General features: G+C 70.4%; 18 protein-coding genes. 8 read left to right on the top strand and 10 right to left on the bottom strand.

Annotated elements, in window-relative coordinates; genetic code table 11:
- Window positions 1-38: 38 nt before the first annotated feature.
- The 3 genes from ABZ910_RS05360 (at window position 39) to metG (ending at window position 6044) form a co-directional block, all read left to right on the top strand.
- Window positions 39-1994 (top strand): FUSC family protein, encoded by a 1956-nt coding sequence (locus ABZ910_RS05360; RefSeq protein ID WP_361359557.1) that lies wholly within the window; start codon window positions 39-41, stop codon window positions 1992-1994.
- Window positions 1995-2124: 130 nt separating this feature from the next.
- The gene (locus ABZ910_RS05355; protein ID WP_361359554.1) at window positions 2125-4284 is read left to right on the top strand and encodes a VWA domain-containing protein; all 2160 of its coding nucleotides are present in this window, start codon (window positions 2125-2127) and stop codon (window positions 4282-4284) included.
- Between the two features lie 143 nt (window positions 4285-4427).
- The gene (gene metG / locus ABZ910_RS05350) at window positions 4428-6044 is read left to right on the top strand and encodes a methionine--tRNA ligase (protein ID WP_361359551.1); all 1617 of its coding nucleotides are present in this window, start codon (window positions 4428-4430) and stop codon (window positions 6042-6044) included.
- A 90-nt stretch (window positions 6045-6134) separates the two neighbouring features.
- Here metG and ABZ910_RS05345 read toward each other — a convergent pair whose 3' ends face one another.
- The gene (locus ABZ910_RS05345) at window positions 6135-6485 is read right to left on the bottom strand and encodes a DoxX family protein (RefSeq protein ID WP_361359548.1); all 351 of its coding nucleotides are present in this window, start codon (window positions 6483-6485) and stop codon (window positions 6135-6137) included.
- Between the two features lie 87 nt (window positions 6486-6572).
- Here ABZ910_RS05345 and ABZ910_RS05340 point away from each other — a divergent pair, with 87 nt between their 5' ends.
- Entirely contained in the window at window positions 6573-7241 is a 669-nt protein-coding gene (locus tag ABZ910_RS05340; protein WP_361359545.1) for a hypothetical protein, read from the top strand.
- 119 nt (window positions 7242-7360) lie between these two features.
- Here ABZ910_RS05340 and ABZ910_RS05335 read toward each other — a convergent pair whose 3' ends face one another.
- The 7 genes from ABZ910_RS05335 to ABZ910_RS05305 form a co-directional block, all read right to left on the bottom strand.
- Window positions 7361-10009 (bottom strand): Ig-like domain-containing protein, encoded by a 2649-nt coding sequence (locus ABZ910_RS05335; protein ID WP_361359542.1) that lies wholly within the window; start codon window positions 10007-10009, stop codon window positions 7361-7363.
- Between the two features lie 294 nt (window positions 10010-10303).
- On the bottom strand, window positions 10304-10705 hold the full coding sequence (locus ABZ910_RS05330) for a hypothetical protein (protein ID WP_361359539.1): 402 nt from the start codon (window positions 10703-10705) through the stop codon (window positions 10304-10306).
- 128 nt (window positions 10706-10833) lie between these two features.
- Entirely contained in the window at window positions 10834-12597 is a 1764-nt protein-coding gene (aspS, locus tag ABZ910_RS05325) for an aspartate--tRNA ligase (protein ID WP_361359536.1), read from the bottom strand.
- Window positions 12598-12713: 116 nt separating this feature from the next.
- Complete coding sequence (locus tag ABZ910_RS05320; RefSeq protein ID WP_361359533.1) at window positions 12714-13745, bottom strand: AI-2E family transporter; 1032 nt, start codon at window positions 13743-13745, stop codon at window positions 12714-12716.
- 172 nt (window positions 13746-13917) lie between these two features.
- A complete protein-coding gene (locus ABZ910_RS05315) occupies window positions 13918-14895 on the bottom strand; it encodes a pirin family protein (RefSeq protein WP_361359530.1) in 978 nt (325 codons plus the stop codon).
- Window positions 14896-15013: 118 nt separating this feature from the next.
- Window positions 15014-15862: a hypothetical protein gene (locus ABZ910_RS05310; protein ID WP_361359527.1), complete on the bottom strand. Its 849-nt coding sequence runs from the start codon at window positions 15860-15862 to the stop codon at window positions 15014-15016.
- A 39-nt stretch (window positions 15863-15901) separates the two neighbouring features.
- Entirely contained in the window at window positions 15902-16369 is a 468-nt protein-coding gene (locus tag ABZ910_RS05305) for an SseB family protein (RefSeq protein WP_361359523.1), read from the bottom strand.
- A gap of 243 nt (window positions 16370-16612) precedes the next feature.
- Here ABZ910_RS05305 and ABZ910_RS05300 point away from each other — a divergent pair, with 243 nt between their 5' ends.
- The 3 genes from ABZ910_RS05300 (at window position 16613) to ABZ910_RS05290 (ending at window position 20217) form a co-directional block, all read left to right on the top strand.
- Window positions 16613-18439 carry an acyl-CoA dehydrogenase gene (locus tag ABZ910_RS05300; RefSeq protein WP_361359520.1) on the top strand — a complete coding sequence of 609 codons (1827 nt, stop codon included), beginning with the start codon at window positions 16613-16615 and terminating at the stop codon, window positions 18437-18439.
- A gap of 89 nt (window positions 18440-18528) precedes the next feature.
- The gene (locus tag ABZ910_RS05295) at window positions 18529-19857 is read left to right on the top strand and encodes a M18 family aminopeptidase (protein WP_361359518.1); all 1329 of its coding nucleotides are present in this window, start codon (window positions 18529-18531) and stop codon (window positions 19855-19857) included.
- A gap of 99 nt (window positions 19858-19956) precedes the next feature.
- Entirely contained in the window at window positions 19957-20217 is a 261-nt protein-coding gene (locus ABZ910_RS05290) for a DUF6458 family protein (protein ID WP_361359515.1), read from the top strand.
- On the opposite strand, the gene ABZ910_RS05285 is transcribed toward ABZ910_RS05290, so the two are convergent.
- Window positions 20205-22046, bottom strand: coding sequence for a thioredoxin-like domain-containing protein (locus tag ABZ910_RS05285; RefSeq protein WP_361359512.1), 1842 nt, complete (start codon window positions 22044-22046; stop codon window positions 20205-20207). The genes ABZ910_RS05290 and ABZ910_RS05285 overlap by 13 nt on opposite strands.
- 89 nt (window positions 22047-22135) lie before the next feature.
- Between ABZ910_RS05285 and ABZ910_RS05280 the strand changes: the two genes are divergently transcribed.
- Complete coding sequence (locus ABZ910_RS05280) at window positions 22136-22630, top strand: LURP-one-related family protein (RefSeq protein WP_361359509.1); 495 nt, start codon at window positions 22136-22138, stop codon at window positions 22628-22630.
- Window positions 22631-22648: 18 nt separating this feature from the next.
- Here the strand turns inward: ABZ910_RS05280 and ABZ910_RS05275 are convergent, their stop codons facing one another.
- Window positions 22649-23446, bottom strand: a complete 798-nt coding sequence (locus tag ABZ910_RS05275; protein ID WP_361359506.1) for a carbon-nitrogen family hydrolase — start codon at window positions 23444-23446, stop codon at window positions 22649-22651.
- Window positions 23447-23628: the final 182 nt, after the last annotated feature.

The raw sequence follows: 23628 nt of genomic DNA, 5'->3' as shown, positions 1-23628 counted from the left end.
CCCGAAGCCGTTCACCAGGGACCAGTCATAATGGGCGTATGCCCCGCGAGTTCCCCATCGGCCTCACTCCTCCCGACTGGCTGATCCGGAACCTCCAGCCCCAGCCGGCGCCGCCGCCCAACTGGTCCGCCATGGTCCGCGCGGGCATCGCCATGGCACTGCCGCTCGCCATCGGACTCGCGGTGGGACAGCCGGCGTACGGCGCGCTGGCCTCCATGGGCGCCATGAGCGGCGTCATCAGCGACACCGCCGACGCCTACCGGCTGCGCCTGCTCCACATCGCGATCCCGCAGATCTTCGGCGCCGTCGGCGTCACCCTCGGGTATCTCGTCTACGGCCACGGCTGGTTCGCGGTCGCCGTCGTCACCGGCGTCGCGCTCGTCTCCGGGATGATCTCGACGATCGGCGCGGTGGCCTCCGTGTCGGGGCTGGTCCTGCTCCTGAACTGCGTGGTGGGCGCGGGACTTCCGCTGCCCGGCCCCTGGTGGCTGGCCATGGCGCTACTGACCGGCGGCGGCCTCCTCGTCCTGCTGCTCGCCCTGCTCGCCTGGCCCTTGCGGTCCGGGGTGCCGGAGCGGGTGGCGGTCGCGAACACGTACCGGACGGTGGCCGCGCTGCTCGCCGCGTCCGGTCCCGGCCGGGCGGAGGAGTACGACACCGCCCGCCGCGCCGTCACCCAGTCCCTGAACCGCTCGTACGACCTCATCTTCGGCCGGCGCACCCGCCACCACGGTCGCAGCCCCGAACTGACGCGTCTGCTGGCTCAGTTGAACGTGATCACCCATGTCGTCGAGGCGGCCCCCGTCGCCCACCTCGCCGGCACGACGCTCCCGCGGGAGATCCCCGAGGCGGTCCTGCGGCTCGCCGATGCCGTGGCGACCGGCTCCACGGTCCCGGTACAACCGGACCTCCCGGTCCCCACCACCGAGACGGGCCGGGCCGTCGACCACGCCCTGCGTCACGCCGCCGAGGTCGTCGCCGCTCCCGACGTCGACCCCCACGGTGTCGACGACCGCCTGGGCACCCCGGCCGCGCTGAGCATCCGCACCGCGCGCGCGGCCCGCGCCGTCATGCTCTCCGCCAACTCCTGGCGCTACGGCGTACGGCTGGCCCTGTGCATCGGCCTGGCCCAGGTGCTCGTCTCGATCGCCCCGGTCCAACGCTCCTACTGGGTCGCCCTCACCATCACCTTCGTCCTCAAGCCCGACTTCGGCTCGGTCTTCTCCCGGGCCCTGATGCGGGCCCTGGGCACGGTGGCCGGCCTGGCGATCGCGGCGGCGGTCCTCACGGAGGTGCCGCGGGGCTGGTGGGACGTACCGATGATGATGGTCCTCGCCGCGCTGATCCCGGCGTTGACGCCGCGGGGCTACGGCTTCCAGACGGCCGCGATCACCCCGGCGATCCTGCTCCTCGCGGACATCATCAACCACCAGGGCATAGGACTGCTGCTGCCCCGCCTGGTGGACTCGCTCATCGGCTGCGCGATCGCGCTCGTCGCGGGCTATCTGCTGTGGCCGGAGAGCTGGCACACCCGCGTCGGCGACCGGCTGGCGGACGCGGTGGACGACAGCGCGGACTACGTCGAGTCCGCGTTCAAGGAGGAAGGAGAAGGCACCGACCCGGCGACCCGCGCCCAGATGCGCCGGCGCCTCTACCGCGACCTCTCCGTCATCCGCACCGAGTTCCAGCGCGCCCTGACCGAACCCCCGCCCACCGGCCGCCGCGCGACCGCCTGGTGGCCCCTCGTCGTCGCCGTGGAACGCATCGTCGACGCGACGACGGCGGCCGGGGTCCGGGTACGCCACGGCGCCCCGCCCCCGTCCCCGTCGGAGATCACCCACCTGGTGCGCCAGCTAAGGGAGTTGTCGGACGGCGTACGCCAGTCCACGACCCTGACCCCCCTCCGCACCGACCTCACCGGCCCCGCGGACAGCGTCCTGGAACCCGTCCGCCAGGAGGTCGCAGCGGCCCGCGCGATCGCGTTGCCGCACTGACCTGGACGACGGACACGTACGGCCCCCGCCCCCGCTCCCCTTCCCAAGATCGCCACTTGGGGCGGCTAACCTTACGTGTCCGCCCTGGCCAGGGTTTGACGGGCATCAACTCACGCGAAGGGTTGCGCACATGGGCATTCTCACTCTCCTGCGGAACGCGTTCGGCCGATCACGCAGAGCGCGCACCGCCGCCGAAGCCGAGGGTGCGGAACAAGTTCCTTCGCAGGACACCCCCACCCCAACACCCCCTGCGGACAAGGCCGCCCAGTCGGCCTCTCCACACGGGCCGAGAGTCCCTTCACAGGAGACTTCGCACGAGCCGAGGGTCGCTTCGCGGGAGACTTCGCGGGAAGCGGAGCCGCGGGTTCCTTCACAGGAGGCGTCGCGGGAAGCGGAGCCGCGCGTTCCTTCACAGGAGGCGTCCCGGGAGGCTGAGCCGCAGGTCCCCTCGCAGGAGACGGAGTCGTCGGACCCGTCCCAGGAGGAGGAGCCGACGGCCCCGTCCCGGGAAGCCGAACCGACGATCCCCACGCCGTCCCCGGAACCGAAGCCGACGCCGACCGCTCAGGTCCCCGAGCCCCGAAACGAGCACGAGCTGGTCTCGGCAGCCTTCGGCAACGTGACGGTGCCGAAGCCGGCTGCGCCGGTGGAGCAGACGGAGTCGGCCGGCGCTGCGCTGACCGAGCCGGCTGCGTCGGTCGAGGCAACGTCGGTCGAGCAGGAGCCGGTCGTCGAGACGCCCGCCGAGCAGGAAGCGGCGGTGACGGAGCCCGGGCTGGAGACGGTGGCCGAGGCGACGCCGGAGACGGTGGATGCCGCTGCCGAGCCGGAGGCTGAAGTCGCCCCGGAGGCCGTCGACACCTCCGCCGAGCCGGAGACCGACGCCACCTCGGAGGCAGTGGACGCCCCTGCCGACCCGGAGACGGCTGCCGAAACGACGCCGGAGGCGCTCGACGCCCTGGCCGAGCCGGAGACCGATGCCACCCCCGAGGGCACGGAAACGCCGGTCGCGGCGGAGCCGGAAGCGGTGGAAACGCCTGTCGCGACGGAGCCCGTCATCGAGCCGACGTCTGAGCCCGAGCCCGCCGCCGAGCCCGCTGCTGAACAGGAGCCGGTCACCGAGGAGCCCGGCGAGCGGGAAGCGGCGACCGAGACCGCCACGGAAACCAAGCCCGAGCCCGAGCTCCTCGCCGAACCCGAGCCGGAACTTGTCACCGAGCCGACCGCTGTGACTCCGGCAGATGCCGAACCGGCCGACGAGACGCAGCCGGAGCCGGAGGCACCCGAGGCAGCCGCCGAGATCGTCACGGAAACCGAGCCCGAGCCGCAGCCGGAACCGGTCGTCGAGCCGGAGCCCGAGGCGGAGCCGACGGCGGAAATCGACACCGCCCCCGAGCCGGAGCCGCAGCCCGCGCTGATCGACGAGCCCGAGCCGGACACGGCCAACGCCGCAGACGCGACGGACACGACCGACGCGGCGGACGCGGCGGACGCCGAAGCCCACCCCCAGCCGGCAGCCGCCCAGGCGAACGCACCGGAGGCCGCCGACGGCGAGGCAGCCCCACAAGAGGCACCCGCAGCCGACGACGCAGGCCGCACGGGTGGTGCGGGTGGGGACGCGGCCGCCGAAGGCGAAGCCGAGGCGGCTCAGCCCGCCGTCCCCGCCTCCCTCCGTACCGCCTACAGCGCCGCCACCCCCGCCCTCGCCCAGGCCGACCTCACCGGCACCCGAGCGAAGCTCTACCTCGTGCTCGACCGCTCCGCGAGCATGCGCCCGTACTACAAGGACGGCTCCGCGCAGGCCCTCGCCGAGCAGACGCTCGCCCTCGCCGCGCACCTCGACACCGAGGCCACGGTCCACGTCGTCTTCTTCTCCACGGAAGTGGACGGCACCGCCGACCTCACCCTCACCGATCACGAGAACAAGATCGACGAGGTCCACGCCACCCTCGGCCGTATGGGCCGTACGAGCTACCACGCCGCCGTGGAAGCCGTACTCGCCCACCACGACAAGACCACGGAGGGCACGGCCCCCGTCCTCGTCGTCTTCCAGACCGACGGCGCCCCCGACGCCAAGACCCCCGCCACCCAGGCCCTCACCGAGGCCGCGAAGACCCACCCCTCCGTCTTCTTCTCCTTCGTCGCCTTCGGGGAGTACGACAACAAGGCCTTCGACTACCTCCGCAAGCTGAAGACGGACAACACGTCCTTCTTCCACGCGGGCCCGACCCCCCGCGAGCTCACGGACGCGGAGCTCTACGAAGGCGTCCTGGCGGCCTGGCGCCCGTAACGACGCCACAGCACGACGAGACGCAACCACACGGGGGCGGGCGGAACCTCCGCCCGCCCCCGTCCGTCGCTCCGTCCATCACCCCGTCCACCCCCCGAAACGCATGTGAGTCGATCTCCGCGGGACCAGTAGGATTTCGACCTATGGCGGCCACTGGATCCGAGAAGCAGGGTGAGAAGGCGTACTACGTCTCCACCCCCATTTACTACGTCAACGACGCTCCTCACCTGGGCCACGCCTATACGACCGTCGCAGGCGACGTGCTCTCCCGCTGGCACCGTCAGCGCGGCGAGAAGGTGTGGTACCTCACCGGCACGGACGAGCACGGTCAGAAGATCATGCGCACGGCCGAAGCGAACGGGGTCACCCCCCAGGAGTGGGCCGACAAGCTCGTCGACGAGGCCTGGCGCCCCCTCTGGGAGCACCTGGAGATCGCGAACGACGACTTCATCCGCACCACGCAGAAGCGCCACACGGACCGCGTCCAGGAGTTCGTGCAGGACCTGTACGACAAGGGCGAGATCTACAAGGGCGGCTACGAGGGCCCGTACTGCGTCGGCTGCGAGGAGTACAAGCTCCCGGGCGAGCTGGTCGACGGCGAAGGCGAATTCGCAGGTCAGAAGCTGTGCCCGATCCACAAGAAGCCGGTGGAGATCCTCAGCGAGGAGAACTACTTCTTCAAGCTGAGCGAGTACGGCGAGAAGCTCCTCGCCCACTACGAGGCCAACCCCGGCTTCATCCAGCCGGAGTCCGCGCGCAACGAGGTCGTGAACTTCGTCCGCCGGGGCCTGCAGGACCTCTCCATCTCCCGCTCGACCTTCGACTGGGGCATCCCGATCCCGTGGGACGCCAAGCACGTGATCTACGTGTGGGTCGACGCGCTCCTGAACTACGCCACGGCGGTCGGCTACAACGAGAACCAGGAGAAGTTCGACTCGACCTTCCCGGCCAATGTCCACCTGGTCGGCAAGGACATCCTCCGCTTCCACGCGGTGATCTGGCCGGCGATGCTGATGGCGCAGGGCCTGCCCCTGCCCGGCAAGATCGCCGCGAACGGCTGGCTGATGGTCGGCGGCGAGAAGATGTCGAAGTCGAACCTCACCGGCATCAAGCCGCAGGACCTCACCTCCCACTTCGGTGTGGACGCGTACCGCTGGTACTTCCTGCGCGCGATCGCCTTCGGCCAGGACGGCTCGTTCTCCTGGGAGGACTTCTCCGCCCGCTACACGAGCGAGCTGGCGAACGACTACGGCAACCTGGCGTCCCGCGTCGCGGCGATGGTCGGCAAGTACTTCGGCGGCGCGCTGCCCGAGGCCACGGCCGACGGCGAGGCCGAGAAGGCGATCCACGACGGCCTGGCGAAGGCGACCGCGGAGGCGGACCGCCGCATCGGCGACGAGCTCGACTTCCAGGGCGGCATCCTGGCCGTCTTCGACTTCGTCAAGCAGGTCAACGGCTACATCACGGAGCAGGAGCCGTGGAAGGTCGCCAAGGACGACAGCCCGGAGGGCAAGGCCCGCCTGGCGACGATCCTCTACACGGCGGCCGAGTCCCTCCGCGCGGTGGCCGTACTGCTGAACCCGGTCATGCCGGAGACCTCCCAGAAGCTCTGGGACTCCCTGGGTGCGGAGGCGTCCCTCGGCTCCCTGGCCGACCAGAGGGTCCAGGAGGCCGGCGAGTGGGGCAGGCTCCCGGCCGGCTCGACGGTGACGAAGGGCGCGGTCCTCTTCCCGCGTCTCGAGGAGAAGCCGAGCGCGTAACGCGTCCGCGTATACACGCACGCCGAGGCCCGGAACCGCCTGCGACAGGCCGGTTCCGGGCCTCGGCCGTTGTGTCGTGTCGGCAGATGCTCAGCCCGCCACCGCCCCGAGGACAAGCGCGGCGACTACCGGAACGGCATAGACGAGCGGGGCCGGAATGTGCGCGTAGTACCGAGCCCGCGCCACGGTGATGACAGCACCGGCGAAGTAGAGCACCAGCCCCACCCCCGCCATCACCCCGATCAACGGCACGAACAGCCCGGCCACCAGCCCGACGGCACCCGCGACCTTGGCCAGCCCGAGCCAGGTCCACCACGAGCGCGGTACCCGGTAGTCGCTGAGCCCCTGGACGATCCACGGGACGCGCAGAAGCAGGACGATGCCCGAGAAACCGGCCATCAGAGCGGCGAGGACGGTGACGACGACGTAGGCGGTGTGCATGCGAGGCTCCCCACGGGTTCGGTGCCGGACACACCACTGACGCCTCAAACCGAGCGCGTGTGACAGAAGGCCCGGAAAATGCGCCGAGTGAACCTCCCCGAACCCCACCGCCGCCTCCTCACCGACGTCCTCGCCGCGGCCGCCCCGCTGTCCCTGGCCGGCGGCTACGCCCTCCAGGCCCACGGACTGCTCGAACGCCCGCACGCGAACGTGGACTTCGCGACGGAGAGCGCCGAGCCGATGCCCCACCTCGCGGCAGCCCTGCGCGACGCGCTCATCTCCCGGGGCCGCGAGGTGACCCTCCGGGACGCGGACCCCCTCTCCGCCCACCTGTCGGTCACGGACCCGGAATCCGGCACGGCGTCCCTCCTCGGCCTCCACAAGGAGACCCTCTGGAGCCCGCCCGTCCTGACCCCGTACGGCCCGACGCTCTGCCTGGAGGACGCGGTGGGCACGAAGATCCGCGCCCTGTACGACCGCGGCCTGCCGGTCGACCTGATCGACGCAAGGGCGGCCTCGTCCCGCTTCACCCACCAGGACCTTGAGGAACTGGGCCGCCGCCACGCCAGGGACGACTTCGACCTCCCCACCCTCCAGACCCGCCTGGAGGGCACGGACACCTACGCGGACGCGGCCTTCACGACGTACGGCCTGACGAACGAGGAGACCACCGCTCTACGGGCCTGGGCCCAGACCTGGTCGACGGACATCGCGGAGCGCTTGCTGGAGGAGGGGACGTCTCCGGCGGAGGACTGACGGTCCTCATGCGTCCTCGCACAGCCGCTGGGGGCCAACTCGGGCACATGCGCCGTCCGGCCAGGCCCTCAGGGCCTGGCCGGACGTGGTGCTTGGTGCGTGGTGCTACGGGCCGGGGTTCAGAGTGCCGCGCACTGGCCCGAGCGGCCTCCGGTCACCGTGTTGGGAACACCGCGGTTGGTCGGCGGGGGGACGTTGCCCGAGCAGAACAGCGTGCCCTGGATCGTGTTGCCCACGATGCCGACGCTGCTGTCCACCGGGAACGGCCCGGCGCCTGTCGTGCCGATCACCTGAAGCGCACCGCCGATGACATTGACGACGACCTCGGCGCCGGCACGGTTGTTGGTGAGGTGAACGCTGCCCGTGATGTGGTTGCCCGAGCAGTGATCATCACCGGGGTCCCCGATGACGACGAAGCCCGTGGCTCCGATGACGTGCACCTCTCCGGCGAGCCGGCTGCCACAGAGGCCGAACAGCGTGCCGTTCAGGGACTGGACACTGCCTCCGATGGTCGAGTTGCTGATGAACATCGCGCCGCCCGAAACACCGAGAACCGAGCCATCGACCTGGGCATTGATGACGCAGGTGCTCCCAGGGGTCGCGGTGACGGAGTCGACCCGGCCGGTGATGGTCCGCGTACAGGTGACCCTCTGGGTGAAGTGCTCGGTGGCGGCTGCCTTGTAGTTGGCGTCGCCGCCGTAGTCGGCGGTGATGGCGTGGGTGCCGGGCAGCAGGTTGGACGAGGAGACGTGCACCTGGCTGCAGTGGGTGCCGCCGCCCGGGGTCAGGGTCGGTGTGCCGAGCACGGTGGTGCCGTCCTTGATGGTGACGGTTCCGGTCGGCGGTGAGTTCGGGTTGGTGCTGGCGGGACCCGGGCAGACGGTGTCGGTGAAGGTCACGGGGTGACCGAACCCGGACGAACTCCCGCTGGAGGAGAGGGTCGTGACCACCGGGGCCTTGTTGACCTGTTGGATCAGCGAGGAGGCCGTACTCCCCTTGAAGTTGGCGTTGCCGCTGTAGGCGGCATCCACGGTGTGTGGTCCCGGACTCAGCGTGGAGATCGCGCTGGATGTCGCCTTGCCGGTGGTCGTGTCGACCGCGACGGGGGCGCCGAGGGCATTGCCGTCCACCTTGAAGCTCACCGTGCCGCCGTCGGGCACGGGCTTGACGGTCGCGGTGAAGGTCACCGGCTGGCCGTACACCGACGGGTTGGCGGAGGAGGCCAGGGTCGTCCGGGTGCCCTGCGGGACGCTGAAGAACATCGCGTGGATCGGCGGTGTCGAGGTCGGGTTCGCGCCGTTGGTGTTGCCCGGAAACGTGCCGTAGAAGGTGTTGCCGACCGACTTGAGCTGCTGGTAGTCGCCGAGCACGCGCTGCCGGGCACAGGTCAGGTTGGGCGGGTTGGGGTTGGGCGGCTGCGGCCTGGTGTCGCAGCCGGTCCGGTCCTGCTCCGGCGAGGAGAACGTCTGGAGCACGGTGTCGGTGAACGTGGCGCCGTGGTCCGTACTGCGGGCGAGGTGCGCGCTGAAGACGGGGAAGCCGGCGGTGTTGTTGCCGTCGGAGGTGGTGTAGAGGACGCCGATGGTTCCGTCGTCGAGCACCGCGACCGACGGCAGTGCGGCGTTCGTCGACGTGGAGACGTTGGTGGCCGTGCCGACGTTGAGGCCGCCGGATCCGTTGGCCGTGAGGCGGCTGATCTTGAGCTGGTTGTTGCCCGAGACGTTCTGGCCGTAGACGACGTACACGTCACCGTTGCTGGGGTCGACGGCCGCGTGGTCCACGCCGCCGAGCAGCGCGTTCACACTGCCGAACTTGTACCCGAGGCCCTGGTCGCTGTCGACCTTGGCCACGACGATGCCGTCGTTGTCGCCGGTGCCGGTGCCGCCCAGCCTCCAGTGCGCCCCGCCGTCGGTCGACCGGTTGAGCCGGTACGTGACGTTGACCGGCTGGTTCTTCAGGACGCTGTTGGTCTGGTTGGTTCCGGTCGACTGCTGGTACAGCGCGTACATGGTGCCGTTGCGCGGGTCCTTGGCCAGCCGCAGGCCCCCGTTGGTGGCGAGCGGGCTCATCGTGCCCGCCTTGCTGTCCGCGGAGACGTTGGCCGTGTTCGCACCGCGGTAGACGGCCACGCGCGCGTCCGGGGAGCCGCCGAAGTCCTGGAAGGCGGTATAGGTGTTGTCCTGGCTCGCCGTGGTGTTGTCACGGTTGACCAGCAGCCACGGCTGGTCGACGTTGGTGCGGGCGCCGCTGCTGGCACCGCCCGGGCTGTCCTTCCAGGTCCAGGCCGAGGTGTTGGTGGGGTCGGTCGTCGAACCGGTCGCCACGCGCAGCGAGTTGCACTCCGGAACAGGGGGTGGGCCCGCGGAGGGGGCGTTGCACACGAGGAACGCGCCGTAGAGCCTGCCGTCCCGCCCGTAGTCGATGGTCTGGTCGTACGGGCCGTTCGGCGCACCCGTCACAGCCGGCGTCGGGATGGTGGTCCGCTCCGACCAACTGATGCCGCCGTCGGTGGAGTAGAGCAGATCCGCGTTGCCGTTCTGCCAGAACTGGCCGTTGAACCGGGTGATCGCGATCTGGTCGGGGTTGGCGGGGTTGATCGCGATGGACGGTTCGTTGCCGCCCCCGCTGCTCGCCGAGGCCGACGCGTCGATGACGAACGCCCCGGACAGGCCCGGCACCCGCCGCGATTTCGCGGGCGCCCGGCGCCCGCTTCCCTCGCGGACGGTGAGATCCGGCGGGCTGCTGTTGAGGTCCTGATGCCGGCGCACCGGCGCCGGAGGTGGAGTCGCGGCCCAGGCCTGGGCCGGCACGCTCACAGGAGCGGCCAGTCCCAACGCGACGGCGGCGGTGAGTAGTCGTCTGAGCGCTGAAGATGATCGCCCGGGTACGGGCGACGGCGGAACGCTGTCCACGAGCGAATCCCCTCATCGAGAGATACGAGCCGCTCAGCAGCGTGGCTGCCCCCGGGAACAGGGCATGGTCAGACGCGACGACAGCCATTCCTTTGCCCGGACAATTCCACCCCATGGTCGAACGGAGCCCGCCGCTCGGACCGTCCGACGTCAGTGCGCGCTGGGGATGGTGAGCGTCACCGACACCGTCGCACCCGCGCGTACCTCGACCTGGCGGCCGATGCCGAAGATGTCCTCGGTGATCCGGTAGCCCCCGGGCGACAGACTGAAGGAGAACGCCCCGTCCGGCGGCGCGGTCACCGTGCTCGCCACTACCTGTCCGCGCAGGTCACGAGCCCGTACCGGATCCCCGTTCACCGGCACCGACGCGTTGTCCGCGACAGGCGCCGCACCGGATCGCGGATCCCGCCCGGGCGGCCGTACGACCACACCCCGCACCTCGCCGTGCACCCGCTGCGGCCCATACGCCGGTGACACCGACGCCGCCACAACCACCACCGCCGCCGTACCGCACAACGCCAGGGCAGCGCGCCTGCACAGCCCACCCGCCATCTCTCGTACACCTCCGCCTCCAGCGTGACTCCGAAGGGGCGGGCGCGCGCGGGCGGGCGGGCGGGAAACGAACGCGCCCGGAACCCCGCAGTCGGGGTTCCGGGCCCGTCGGCCGGACAGCCGTCGAACTACTTCGGCTGCGGCTTCCGCACGTTCAGGTGCAGCTCGCGCAGGCGCGTCTCGTCCAGCTCCGTCGGGGCGCCCATCATCAGGTCCTGGGCGTTGCCGTTGAGCGGGAAGGCGATGGTCTCGCGGATGTTGGGCTCGTCGGCGAGGAGCATCACGATGCGGTCGACGCCCGGGGCGATGCCGCCGTGCGGCGGGGCGCCGAAGCGGAAGGCGCGGAGCATGCCCGCGAACTTCTCCTCCACCGTGTCACGGTCGTAGCCGGCGATCTCGAAGGCCTTGAGCATGATCTCGGGCTCGTGGTTCCGGATCGCGCCGGAGGACAGCTCGACGCCGTTGCAGACGATGTCGTACTGCCAGCCCAGGATGTCCAGCGGGTCCTGGGTCTCCAGGGCCTCCAGGCCGCCCTGCGGCATGGAGAACGGGTTGTGCGAGAAGTCGATCTTGCCGGTCTCCTCGTCCCGCTCGTACATCGGGAAGTCGACGATCCAGCAGAAGCGGAAGACGCCCTCCTCGAAGTGGCCGGCACGGCGAGCGGCCTCGACGCGGACCGCACCCATGATCTTCGAGACCTCGTCGAAGTCGCCCGCGCCGAAGAAGACCGCGTGGCCGGGGGCCAGCGACAGGCGCTTGGTCAGCTCGGCGACGTTCTCCTCGGTGAGGAACTTCGCGATCGGGCCGGTGAGGGAACCGTCCTCGCCCACGCGGACCCAGGCCAGGCCCTTCGCGCCCTGCGCGACCGCGAAGTCACCGAGCTGGTCGAAGAACTTGCGCGGCTGGGACGCGACGTCCGGCACCGGCAGGGCGCGCACGTGCTTGCCCGCGAACGCCTTGAACTCCGAGCCCTCGAAGATGTCGGTGATGTCGACCAGTTCGAGCTTGGCGCGCAGATCCGGCTTGTCGGAGCCGTACTTGAGCATCGCCTCGCGGAACGGGATGCGGGGGAAGGGAGAGGTGACGTGGCGGCCGCCGCCGAACTCCTCGAAGAGTTCGGTCATCAGCTTCTCGATCGGCTGGAAGACGTCCTCCTGCTCGACGAAGCTCATCTCGACGTCGAGCTGGTAGAACTCGCCCGGCGAGCGGTCGGCGCGGGCGTCCTCGTCGCGGAAGCAGGGCGCGATCTGGAAGTAGCGGTCGAAGCCGGAGATCATCAGCAGCTGCTTGAACTGCTGCGGCGCCTGCGGCAGGGCATAGAACTTGCCGGGGTGGACGCGCGAGGGGACGACGTAGTCGCGCGCGCCCTCGGGGGAGGTGGCGGACAGGATCGGCGTCGCCATCTCGTTGAAGCCCATCACGGACATCTTCTGGCGCATCGCGGAGATGACCGCCGTACGCAGCATGATGTTGCGGTGCATGCGCTCGCGGCGCAGGTCCAGGAAGCGGTACTCCAGGCGCCGCTCCTCGTTGACGCCGTCCTCGGCGTTGATCGTGAAGGGGAGGGGGGCGGCCGCGCCCAGCACCTCGACCTCGCCGACCTCGACCTCGATCTCGCCGGTGGGCAGCTCCGCGTTGACATTGTCCGTGCCGCGGGAGACGACCTTGCCGTCGATGCGGACGACCGTCTCCTTGGACAGCTTGTCCAGCGCCTCGTACGCGGGCGTGCCCGGGCGGGCGACGAGCTGCGTGATGCCGTGGTGATCGCGCAGATCGATGAAGAGGATGCCGCCCAGGTCGCGCCGATTGTGCAGCCAGCCACTCAGCCGGACGTCGGTGTCGACGTCAGAGGCGCGGAGCTCGCCGCAGGTGTGGGACCTGTACCGATGCATCGTCGTTCATCCAGTCTTCGCGGATCGGGGGCTGTTTCACGTGAAACTCCCCCCAGCGTACCGGGCACCCCACGCTCGGCTCCCCACCATTAACGCCGTGGTACGTACGGCGGCGGTCACCGGGCCGCGTACCGGGCCCTCAGCTCGTGCGCGATCCCGAAGGCGGCCGCCGTCAGCGGGACCGAGAGCAGCATGCCCACGATGCCGGCGACCGACGCCCCCGCGGTGATCGCCAGCATCACGACCGCCGGGTGCATCTGCACCGTCCGGCTCTGGATCATCGGCTGGAGCACATGCCCCTCCAGCAACTGCACGGCGATCACCACCCCGAGCACCCACAGCGCGATCACGAAGCCCCGGTCGGCCAGCGCGACCAGCACGGACACCGAACCGGAGAGGAAGGCGCCGAGGTAGGGGATGTAGGCGGCGACGAAGACGAGCGCGCCGAGGCCGACCGCGCCGGGCACCCGCAGGATGAGCAGGCCGATGGTGATGCAGATGGCGTCGATGAGCGCGATGAGGGTGGTCCCGCGCATGAACCCCTCGACGGCCGCGAAGGCCCGCCGTCCCATGGCCTCCACGGTGTCGGCGGTACCGGGCGGCGCGACGGATCTGAGCGCCTGCGCGGCGCCGTCGGAGTCGCGCAGGAAGAAGAAGACGAGCAGCAGCGCCAGTACGGCCATGGCGATGCCCTCGCCGACCACGCTCACCCCGGAGATGACGTTGGAGGCGGCGGTCCCGCCGAACTTGCCGAGCAGATCCTTGGAATGGGTCGCGAGGTCGTCGAGCGAGGTACCGGCCGCCCCGAAGCGCTCGGCGACCGACTTCGCGGCCTGCCGCAGCGAGGAGAGGATCTGGTCCCCGGTGTCGATCAGCGCGGCGACGACGATGTAGACGGCCCCGCCGACCACGGCGACGACCGCGACACAGGTGAGCCCGGCGGCCAGCGACCGGTTCACCCCGGCCTGGACCAGCCGCCGGTGCAGGGGCCCGAGCAGCGCCGTCCCGAGGAGGGCGAGCAGCACGGGGATCACCGCCGTACGCAACTCCACGCACAGCCGGACCCCGACGTACACGACCCCGGCGACGAGCAGGATCACCACGCACCAGGCGGCGAGCCGGCGGACGGGGTCGGGGAGCAGCTGCACCCGTCCAGCGGATCACAGGCGGGGCGGGCTGTCCTGCGCGGAAGCCCGCCCGGGTGACGCGACGTCAGATACGGCAGCCGAGCACCGAGCGCCGGGCTCCGACTGCCGTGTGTGTGGGGTGGCGGTGGTGTCGTCGTCGACCTGCCGCCACCCCACGTCTTCAGGGCCCGGGTCAGGCCGCCGGGCCGCCCTCGGTCATCCCGTGCACCGCGGGGATGCTGCCGAGCCGGCCCTTCTGGAAGTCCTCGAAGGCCTGCTGGAGCTCCTCGCGGGTGTTCATCACGAAGGGGCCGTAGTGGGCCATGGGCTCGCGGATGGGGCGTCCGCCGAGCAGGACGACCTCCATGTCCGGCGTGTGGGAGTCCTGCTTCTCGTCCGCGCGGACGGTCAACGAGGAGCCGTTGCCGAAGACGGCGGTCTGGCCCAGGTGGATCGGGCGGCGCTCGGTGCCGACGGAGCCGCGGCCCGCCAGGACGTACGCGAGGCCGTTGAAGTCCTCGCGCCAGGGCAGGGTGAGCTCCGCGCCCGGCGCCAGCGTCGCGTGGATCATCGTGATCGGCGTGTGCGTGATGCCGGGACCGGCGTGGCCGTCCAGCTCACCGGCGATGACCCGCAGGAGCGCGCCGCCGTCGGGGGTGGTCAGCAGCTGCACGTTGCCGCCGCGGATGTCCTGATAGCGCGGGGCCATCATCTTGTCCTTGGCCGGCAGGTTCACCCACAGCTGCAGGCCGTGGAAGAGGCCGCCGGACATCACCAGGGACTCCGGCGGGGCCTCGATGTGCAGCAGGCCCGAACCGGCGGTCATCCACTGGGTGTCACCGTTGGTGATGGTGCCACCGCCGCCGTTGCTGTCCTGGTGGTCGAAGGTCCCGTCGATGATGTAGGTGACGGTCTCGAAGCCACGGTGCGGGTGCCAGGGGGTGCCCTTGGGCTCGCCCGGGGCGTACTCCACCTCACCCATCTGGTCCATCATGATGAACGGGTCGAGGTAGCGGTAGTTGATCCCGGCGAACGCCCGGCGCACCGGAAAGCCCTCGCCCTCGAAACCGCTCGGGGCGGTCGTCACGGTGAGCACGGGGCGCGCCACGGCGTCGGCCGACGCGGCCACGCGGGGCAGGGTCAGCGGGTTCTCGACAGTCACTGCAGGCATGGTCGGTACCTCCTTGTGGACCGAGTTTAGTTGACTGTTGAACTTTCTGCCACCCGTAACAGAAAGAGCCCGGAGGGAATTCCCTCCGGGCCCACGGGCCGCCGTCACGCACGGACCGTCATCGGAACAGGGGCGCCACGGCTCCCCAGGCCACCACCGCCGCGACCCCCAGTACCGCCACTCCGAGCAGGAAGAACACCAGGCTCCCGATGAGCTGCACCGTGGTGCCACGGCCCACCTTGTTGACCTCGTCCGGGCCCTCGGGGTCGTACACGATCTCGACCCGTTCCGCGCCGCCCTCCGAGCCGGTGCGCTCACGTGTCTCGCCCCGCGCGTCGACGTAGGTGTAGACGTGCTGCATCACGGTCCCGTTTTGGCCAGTGGACGGAAACGACGACGTCAACCGCCCTTCCACCGTGATCCCCCGGGTGCGCAGCACCCAGGTGTCGCGCAGGAACTCCCAGCCGCCCCGCGCGGCCAAGAACCCGGCGAATCCCACCGGGAGACTGAACAGCCAGTACAGGAGAGGATTCACGCCCACGCCGACCAGCAGCACGCAGGCCATCAGCAGACAGCCGATCCATGCGGTCCGCCGCAGCCGGCCTTTCCGGTCCGGCTTCGGCGTCGGCCGCTCCAGCGGCTCCTCCGACACCAGACCCGCCCCGTCGCGCCGCGCCTCGCCGGCGTCCCGTACGGGCAGCGCCCGGCGCACGGCCTCGGCGAACTCGCGCACGGCCGGTGCGCTGCGGGAGACGAGGGTGTACGTCACCGGGTCCGAGCCCACCGCCGTCAGCACGACGGTCAGCTCACGCCCCTTGGCGCCGCCCGCCTCCGCCCGCTCGATCGCCGCCACCGGTATCCGGCGGCGCACTCCCGCCGCGTCCAGCAGCAGCTCGCCGGAACGCAGCCGGGCAACGGAACGCAGCCGGCCGTGCAGGACCAACGGCGAGGTGTCGGTCGGGGCCACGCGGACACCGTAGGGGGCCCGGTGGCCGGAGGGAACCGGTCAGCCGCCGTACATCCGGCGCATCGCGAACTCGACCATCTGCTCGACCGCCTTGGCGTCGAAGACCATGCGGTGCTCGCCCTCCATGTCGAGGACGAAGCCGTACCCGGTCGGCAGCAGGTCGATCACCTCGGCGCCGGTGATCACGAAGTACTTGGACTCCTTGCCCGCGTACCGGCGCAGCTCCTTGAGCGAGGTGAACATCGGGATCACCGGCTGCTGGGTGTTGTGCAGGGCGAGGAAGCCCGGGTTGTCACCGCGGGGGCAGTAGACCTTGGACGTGGCGAACACCTGCTGGAAGTCCTCGGGCGTCACCTGGCCGGTGGTGAAGGCGCGCACCGCGTCCGCGAGCGACGGCGCGGACGGCTCCGGGTAGAGCGGCGACTGCTGGCCGTACCCACCGGGACCGCCGGCCGGCTGCTGCTGCGAGGCGTACTGCTGCTGAGCGCTCTGGTCGTAGCCGTACATGCGCGCAAGCGTACCGAGACCGGGCCGCCCGCCGGCGCCCGTATACAGAGGCCGCCCGCACCACCCGAATCACCCGTGTCCGGAGGCCGCCCGCACCCCGCCCGAGTAGAGCCCGCTCACACTTGCGGGCCCGGGGTTGCGTCTTATTACCGACGGGTAGCATCATCCCAATAGCTACTTGTTGGTACGTGAACCAGTTGCGAGGAGTCAGTGCCTCGCCGAGTCCTAAACGGAGCCGTCACCATGGGGCACTACAAGTCCAACCTCCGCGACATCGAGTTCAACCTCTTCGAAGTGCTCGGGCGCGACACGCTGTACGGCACCGGCCCGTTCGCCGACATGGACGTGGACACCGCCAAGAGCGTCCTCGAAGAGCTGAAGCGTCTGGCGGAGAACGAGCTGGCCGAGTCCTTCGCGGACGCCGACCGCAACCCGCCCGTCTTCGACCCCGAGACGAACACCGCGCCGATCCCCGAATCCTTCAAGAAGAGCTACAAGGCCTTCATGGACTCGGAGTACTGGCGCCTGGGCATGCCCGAGGAGATCGGCGGTACGACGGCTCCCCCGTCGCTGATCTGGGCGTACGCGGAGCTGGTCCTCGGCTCGAACCCGGCCGTGTGGATGTACTCCTCCGGCCCGGCGTTCGCCCGCATCCTCTTCGACGAGGGCACCGAGGAGCAGAAGAAGATCGCCCAGATCGCGGTCGAGAAGACCTGGGGCTCCACCATGGTGCTCACCGAGCCCGACGCGGGTTCGGACGTCGGCGCCGGCCGCACCAAGGCCGTCCAGCAGGAGGACGGCTCCTGGCACATCGAGGGCGTCAAGCGCTTCATCACGTCCGGTGAGCACGACATGGAGGAGAACATCCTCCACTATGTGCTGGCGCGTCCCGAGGGTGCCGGTCCGGGCACCAAGGGCCTGTCCCTCTTCCTCGTCCCGAAGTACCTCTTCGACTTCGAGACCGGCGAGCTGGGCGAGCGCAACGGCGTCTACGCCACCAACGTCGAGCACAAGATGGGCCTCAAGGCCTCCAACACCTGCGAGATGACCTTCGGCGACCGCCACCCGGCCAAGGGCTGGCTGATCGGTGACAAGCACGAGGGCATCCGCCAGATGTTCCGCATCATCGAGTTCGCCCGCATGATGGTCGGCACGAAGGCGATCTCGACCCTGTCGACCGGCTACCTCAACGCGCTTGAGTACGCCAAGGAGCGCGTCCAGGGTCCGGACCTCGCGCAGTTCATGGACAAGGCCGCGCCCAAGGTCACCATCACGCACCACCCCGACGTGCGCCGCTCGCTGATGACGCAGAAGGCGTACGCGGAGGGCATGCGCTCCCTCGTCCTCTACACCGCCTCGGTCCAGGACGCGATCGCGGTCAAGGAGGCGAACGGCGAGGACTCCTCCACCGAGCACGCGCTGAACGACCTGCTCCTGCCGATCGTCAAGGGCTACGGCTCCGAGAAGGGCTACGAGCAGCTCGCCCAGTCGCTGCAGACCTTCGGCGGCTCCGGCTTCCTGCAGGAGTACCCGATCGAGCAGTACATCCGCGACGCCAAGATCGACACCCTCTACGAGGGCACCACGGCGATCCAGGGCCAGGACTACTTCTTCCGGAAGATCGTCCGCAACCAGGGCGCCGCGCTGAACTCCCTCGCCGAGGACATCAAGAAGTTCCTGGCGCTCGGCACCGGCGGCGAGGAGCTGGCGGGCGCCCGCGAGCACCTGGCCAAGGCGGCCGTGGAGCTGGAGGCGATCGTCGGCCTGATGCTGACCGACCTCGCGGCCACCGAGCAGGACGTCAAGAACATCTACAAGGTGGGCCTCAACACCACCGGCCTGCTGCTGGCCTCCGGTGACGTGATCGTCGGCTACCTGCTGCTCAAGGGTGCCGCCGTGGCCGCCGAGAAGCTCCCGACGGCCTCCACCAAGGACAAGGCGTTCTACACCGGCAAGATAGCGGCGGCGAAGTTCTTCGCGGCCAACGTCCTGCCCGGCGTCACCCTGGCCCGCAAGCTCTCGGAGAACGTCGACCTGGACCTGATGGAGATCGACGAGGCCGCCTTCTAGCAGGCGTCCCGCTCGGCCCGAGCGATGTGTACGCGGGCCCGCTTCCCGGCAGGGGGAGCGGGCCCGCGTACGTCGTTAAGGTGAAACCCATGAGCGCACCCTCCCGCTTCGACCGCGGGCACACCGACGACCTGATGTCCTTCCTCGCGGCCAGCCCGACCCCGTACCACGCCGTGGCGAACGCCGCCGAACGGCTGGAGAAGGCCGGCTTCCGGCAGGTCGCGGAGACGGACGCCTGGGACGGGACCAGCGGCGGCAAGTACGTCCTGCGCGGCGGCGCGATCGTGGCCTGGTACGTCCCGGAGGGCGCCGCGCCGCACACCCCGTTCCGGATCGTCGGCGCGCACACCGACTCCCCCAACCTGCGGGTCAAGCCGCTGCCGGACAGCGGGGCGCACGGCTGGCGCCAGGTCGCCGTGGAGATCTACGGCGGACCGCTGCTCAACTCCTGGCTCGACCGCGACCTCGGCCTCGCGGGCCGCCTGACCCTGCGTGGGGGCACCTCCCAGGCTTTCGGCACTGGGGGAGGCTCGACCCGCCTGGTGAACATCGACCGGCCCCTGCTCCGGATTCCGCAGCTCGCCATCCACCTCGACCGGTCGGTGACCGCGGACGGCCTCAAGCTCGACAAGCAGCGGCACATGCAGCCGGTCTGGGGCCTGGGTGACGACGTGCGCGACGGCGACCTGATCGCGTTCCTGGAGGAGGAGTGCGGGCTCCCGGCGGGCGAGGTCGCCGGCTGGGACCTGATGGCGCACTCGGTGGAGGCACCGGCCTACCTCGGCCGGGACCGCGAACTGGTCGCGGGCCCGCGCATGGACAACCTGCTGTCGGTGCACGCGGGCACGGCGGCCCTCGCGGCGGTCGCGACCTCCGGCACCGCGCTGCCGTACATTCCGGTCCTCGCCGCCTTCGACCACGAGGAGAACGGCTCCCAGTCGGACACCGGCGCGGACGGTCCGCTGCTCGGCTCGGTCATGGAGCGCTCGGTGTTCGCGCGGGGCGGGTCGTACGAGGACCGGGCGAGGGCCTTCGCTGGCACCGTCTGCCTGTCCTCCGACACGGGCCACGCCGTCCACCCCAACTACGCCGAGCGGCACGACCCGACACACCACCCGCGCGTCAACGGCGGTCCGATCCTGAAGGTCAACGTCAACAACCGCTACGCGACGGACGGTTCGGGCCGCGCGGTCTTCGCCGCCGCCTGCGAGAGGGCCGACGTCCCCTTCCAGTCCTTCGTCTCCAACAACTCCATGCCGTGCGGCACGACGATCGGCCCCATCACGGCGGCCCGGCACGGCATCAGGACCGTAGACATCGGTGTCGCGATCCTGTCGATGCACAGCGCGCGTGAGCTGTGCGGCGCGGACGACCCCTATCTGCTGGCGAACGCCCTGACGGCGTTCCTGGAGGGCTGAGCGCGCCGAGTCCCCCGCATGCCCGCCACCGTCCGGGGTACCCGGTCACGACCGGAACCAGCGAAGCCGACAGAACCACCGGACGGGGAGGCGAAATTCATGGGGCTCGGCGGATGCATCCTTCTCATGGCCGCGGGAGCCATCCTCGCGTTCGCAACCGACTGGCACATGCCAGGTGTCAACGTCCACCTGGTGGGCGTCATCCTGATGCTGGTCGGGCTGATCGGTGTCGCCGCCTTCAGCGGCATCGCCCGGCGCAGGCGAGTGGTGGTGCCGCCGCCCACGACCGTGGTCGAGGACGAGCGGCACCACCGTCACCACCACGGCGGTGACGGCTACAGCGACGGCTACGGCGTCTGAGCGTCGTCCATGCCGGCGAGGACCAGCGGCAGCCGGATCACACCGCCCTCCGTGATCCGCACCGGAACACCCCAGTCCTGCTGGTGGACATGGCATGCGGGGTACTCGTTGGCCGGGTCGTCGTCGCACGACGCCGCCATGGCCGACACGTGCAGGACCCCTTCCGTCAGCGCCGGGTCGAGCTCCAGGGTGCGGGAGAGGTCCGTGTCGGCGCCCTCGCCCTTCAGGAGCAGCTCGGGCGGCGTGGAGGAGACCAGCAGACGGGTCGAGGGGCCGTACCGCGTGTCCAGCTTCTGGCCGGCCGGCGCCTGGAAGATGACGTCCAACCGGAGGGAGCCGGGGGCGACTTCGGTCGCGGCGCGCTGGGTGCGGTGGGCGACCGACTCGACGCGTACGGCCTCCTCCGGCAGGCGCAGCCGGGTCAGACGATGACGGGCCGACTCGACGACCACGATGTCGCCGCCGACCAGTACGGCGTCGCTGGGCTCCCGCAAGTCCGTGGCGAGGGTGGTCACTTCGCCGGTCGCGGGGTCGTAGCGGCGCAGGGCGTGGTTGTAGGTGTCGGCGACCGCGACCGAGCCGTCCGGGAGCGCCGTCACCCCCAACGGGTGCTGGAACAGCGCCTGTTCGGCCGCGCCGTCGCGGTGGCCGAAGTCGAACAGCCCCGTGCCGACGGCGGTGTGGACGTGACCGTCGAGGTCCACCCAGCGCAGCGCGGAGGTCTCGGAGTCGGCGAGCCAGAGCCGGTCGGCACTCGCCGCGAGCCCGGACGGCTGCGCGAACCAGGCCTCGCCGCCGGGTCCGTCGACGAGCCCCTCGTTGGTCGTACCGGCCGCGACACCGACGGTGCCCGCCTCCGGGTCGTACGCCCACAGCTGGTGCACACCGGCCATGGCGATCCACACCTTGCCGCCGAAGACGGCCACGTCCCACGGCGAGGACAGGTCGATCTCGCGGGCCGGACCGTCGGTCGGGGATCCCTGCCACCACTGCCGGCCGGTGCCCGCGAGGGTGGTCACCGCACCGGTTTCGAGGTCGAGCCGCCGGAGGGCGTGGTTCACGGTGTCGGCGACGACCACGGAGGAGTCGTCGAGGACGGCGAGGCCCTGCGGCTCGTTGAAGGAGGCCTCCTCGGCATCTCCGTCGGCGAAGCCGCGCGCGCCGGAGCCGATGCGCCGTACGACGCTCTCCCCGTCCTCGGCGAGCTCGACCAGCTGGTGCCGGGTGGTGTCGCTGACCAGGAAGTTCCCGCTGGGCAGCATGAGGGCCTTGCCCGGGAAGCGCAGGGCGGTCGGCTCGGGCTCCGGCGCCACGTACGGCCCGTCGCCGCGGCGCAGCGTGCCCTTCGCCTCGTGCTCGGCCTCCAGCTCCTCCACGAGCCGCTCGATGGCGTGCGCATGCCCCTCACCGGCGTGCTGTGCGACGACGTACCCCTCCGGGTCGATCACGACGAGCGTCGGCCAGGCGCGGACGGCGTACTGCTTCCAGGTCGCGAGCTCGGGGTCGTCCAGCACCGGGTGCTCGACGTTGTACCGCTCGACCGCGTCGACCACGGCCTGGTGCTCGGCCTCGTGCACGAACTTCGGCGAGTGCACGCCGATGACGACGACCGTGTCCCGGTGCTTCTCCTCCAGCTCGCGCAGCTCGTCGAGGACGTGGAGGCAGTTGATGCAGCAAAACGTCCAGAAATCGACGATAACGATGCGTCCCCGCAGGTCGGCAAGGGTGTACTGCTTGCCACCCGTGTTCAGCCAGCCGCCCTTGCCGATCAGCTCGGGGGCACGGACGCGGGTACGGCGGGGAGCCGGGGCCGGGGAAGTGTCGCTCATGGATCAAGGGTGCCACTCGTCGCCGACATCCCGATATCGGCCCTTGCCGGGGCGTGACGGCCACCCCGCCCCGGGGAACGGGTAACCCCATGAGATTCCTCGTACGCGACCGGCTCCTCGGCTTCGGTGACGACTACTGGATCGAGGACGAGCACGGCACCAAGGTCTTCCTCGTCGACGGCAAGGCCATGCGGCTGCGGGACACCTTCGAGCTCAAGGACACGCGCGGGCGCGTCCTGATCGACATCCACCAGAAGATGTTCGCCCTGCGGGACACCATGGTGATCGAGCGGGACGGCGAAGCCCTGGCGACCATCAGGCGCAAGCGGCTGTCCCTGCTGCGCAACCACTACCGGGTGTCCCTGGCGGACGGCACCGAGCTGGACGTCAGCGGCAAGATCCTCGACCGCGAGTTCGCCATCGAGTACGACGGGGAGCTGCTGGCCGTGATCTCGCGGCGCTGGCTGCACGTGCGCGAGACGTACGGCCTCGATGTCGTACGGGACGACGCCGATCCGGCGCTGCTGATCGCGGTGGCCGTGTGCGTGATCCATCTCGCGGAGAAGGAGCACGAGGAGGACTGACGCCTGCCCCCCTCCTCGCTACCGCCGGGGCGGCTCCAGGCCCAGCATCCGGTCCTTCAGCGCCGGGAACTGCTCCCGGGTCGCGGCGACCTTCGACGGATCGAAGTCGACCGTGAGGATCTGCTCGGCGGGGCCCGCCTCGGCCAGCACCTCGCCCCAGGGATCGACCACGATCGAGTGACCCGCCTGGGGAACTCCCGCGTGCGTCCCGGCCGTTCCACACGCGAGCACGAACGCCTGGTTCTCGACCGCCCGCGCCTGGGCCAGGAGCGTCCAGTGCGCGCGGCGGCGCTCGGGCCAGCCCGCCGGGACCACCAGGGTCTCGGCGCCGACGTCGACGAGTGAGCGGAAGAGTTCAGGGAAGCGGAGGTCGTAGCAGGTGGCCACGCCGAGGGTCGTCTCGGGCAGCGGGACCGTCACCAGGTCCTGGCCCGCGCCCATCAGCACGGCCTCGCCCTTGTCGAAGCCGAAGCGGTGGATCTTGCGGTAGGCCGCGGCCAGATCGCCGGAGGGGGAGAAGATGAGAGACGTGTTGTAGAGGGGACCGTCCGGGTCCCGCTCGGGGATGGAGCCCGCGTGCAACCACACGCCCGCGTCGCTCGCCGCCTTCGCCATCGCCTCGTACGTCGGACCGTCGAGGGGCTCGGCCTCGCTCGCGAACTCCCGGTAAGCGAAGGCCCCGGTCGTCCACAGCTCGGGCAGCACGACGAGATCGGCGTCACCGGCCTGCTCCCGCACCAGCGACGCCACGCGCCGCCGACGGGATTCGACCGATTCGCCCTCGTCTACGGCGATCTGGATCAGCGAGGCGCGCACACTACCACCGTCCTGGCATTCGAACTGCCCATACGGGCCTACGATCGTCACACGAAAGCACTGCCGGGGTGACACACAGCGGCGTAGCTTGGGGGTCTCCCTTGCTCGAGCGTAGTCGAGAGCGTGGGGGAGTTTCGAGACGCCCGCCGACCGCCATCGCCTCCCGCTGACAACACCGTCAC

The organism is Streptomyces sp. NPDC046805 (assembly GCF_040645355.1).
Classification (GTDB): domain Bacteria; phylum Actinomycetota; class Actinomycetes; order Streptomycetales; family Streptomycetaceae; genus Streptomyces.
The sequence above is the reverse complement of the archived record's forward strand: the minus strand, read 5'-3'. Positions and strand labels throughout refer to the sequence as shown.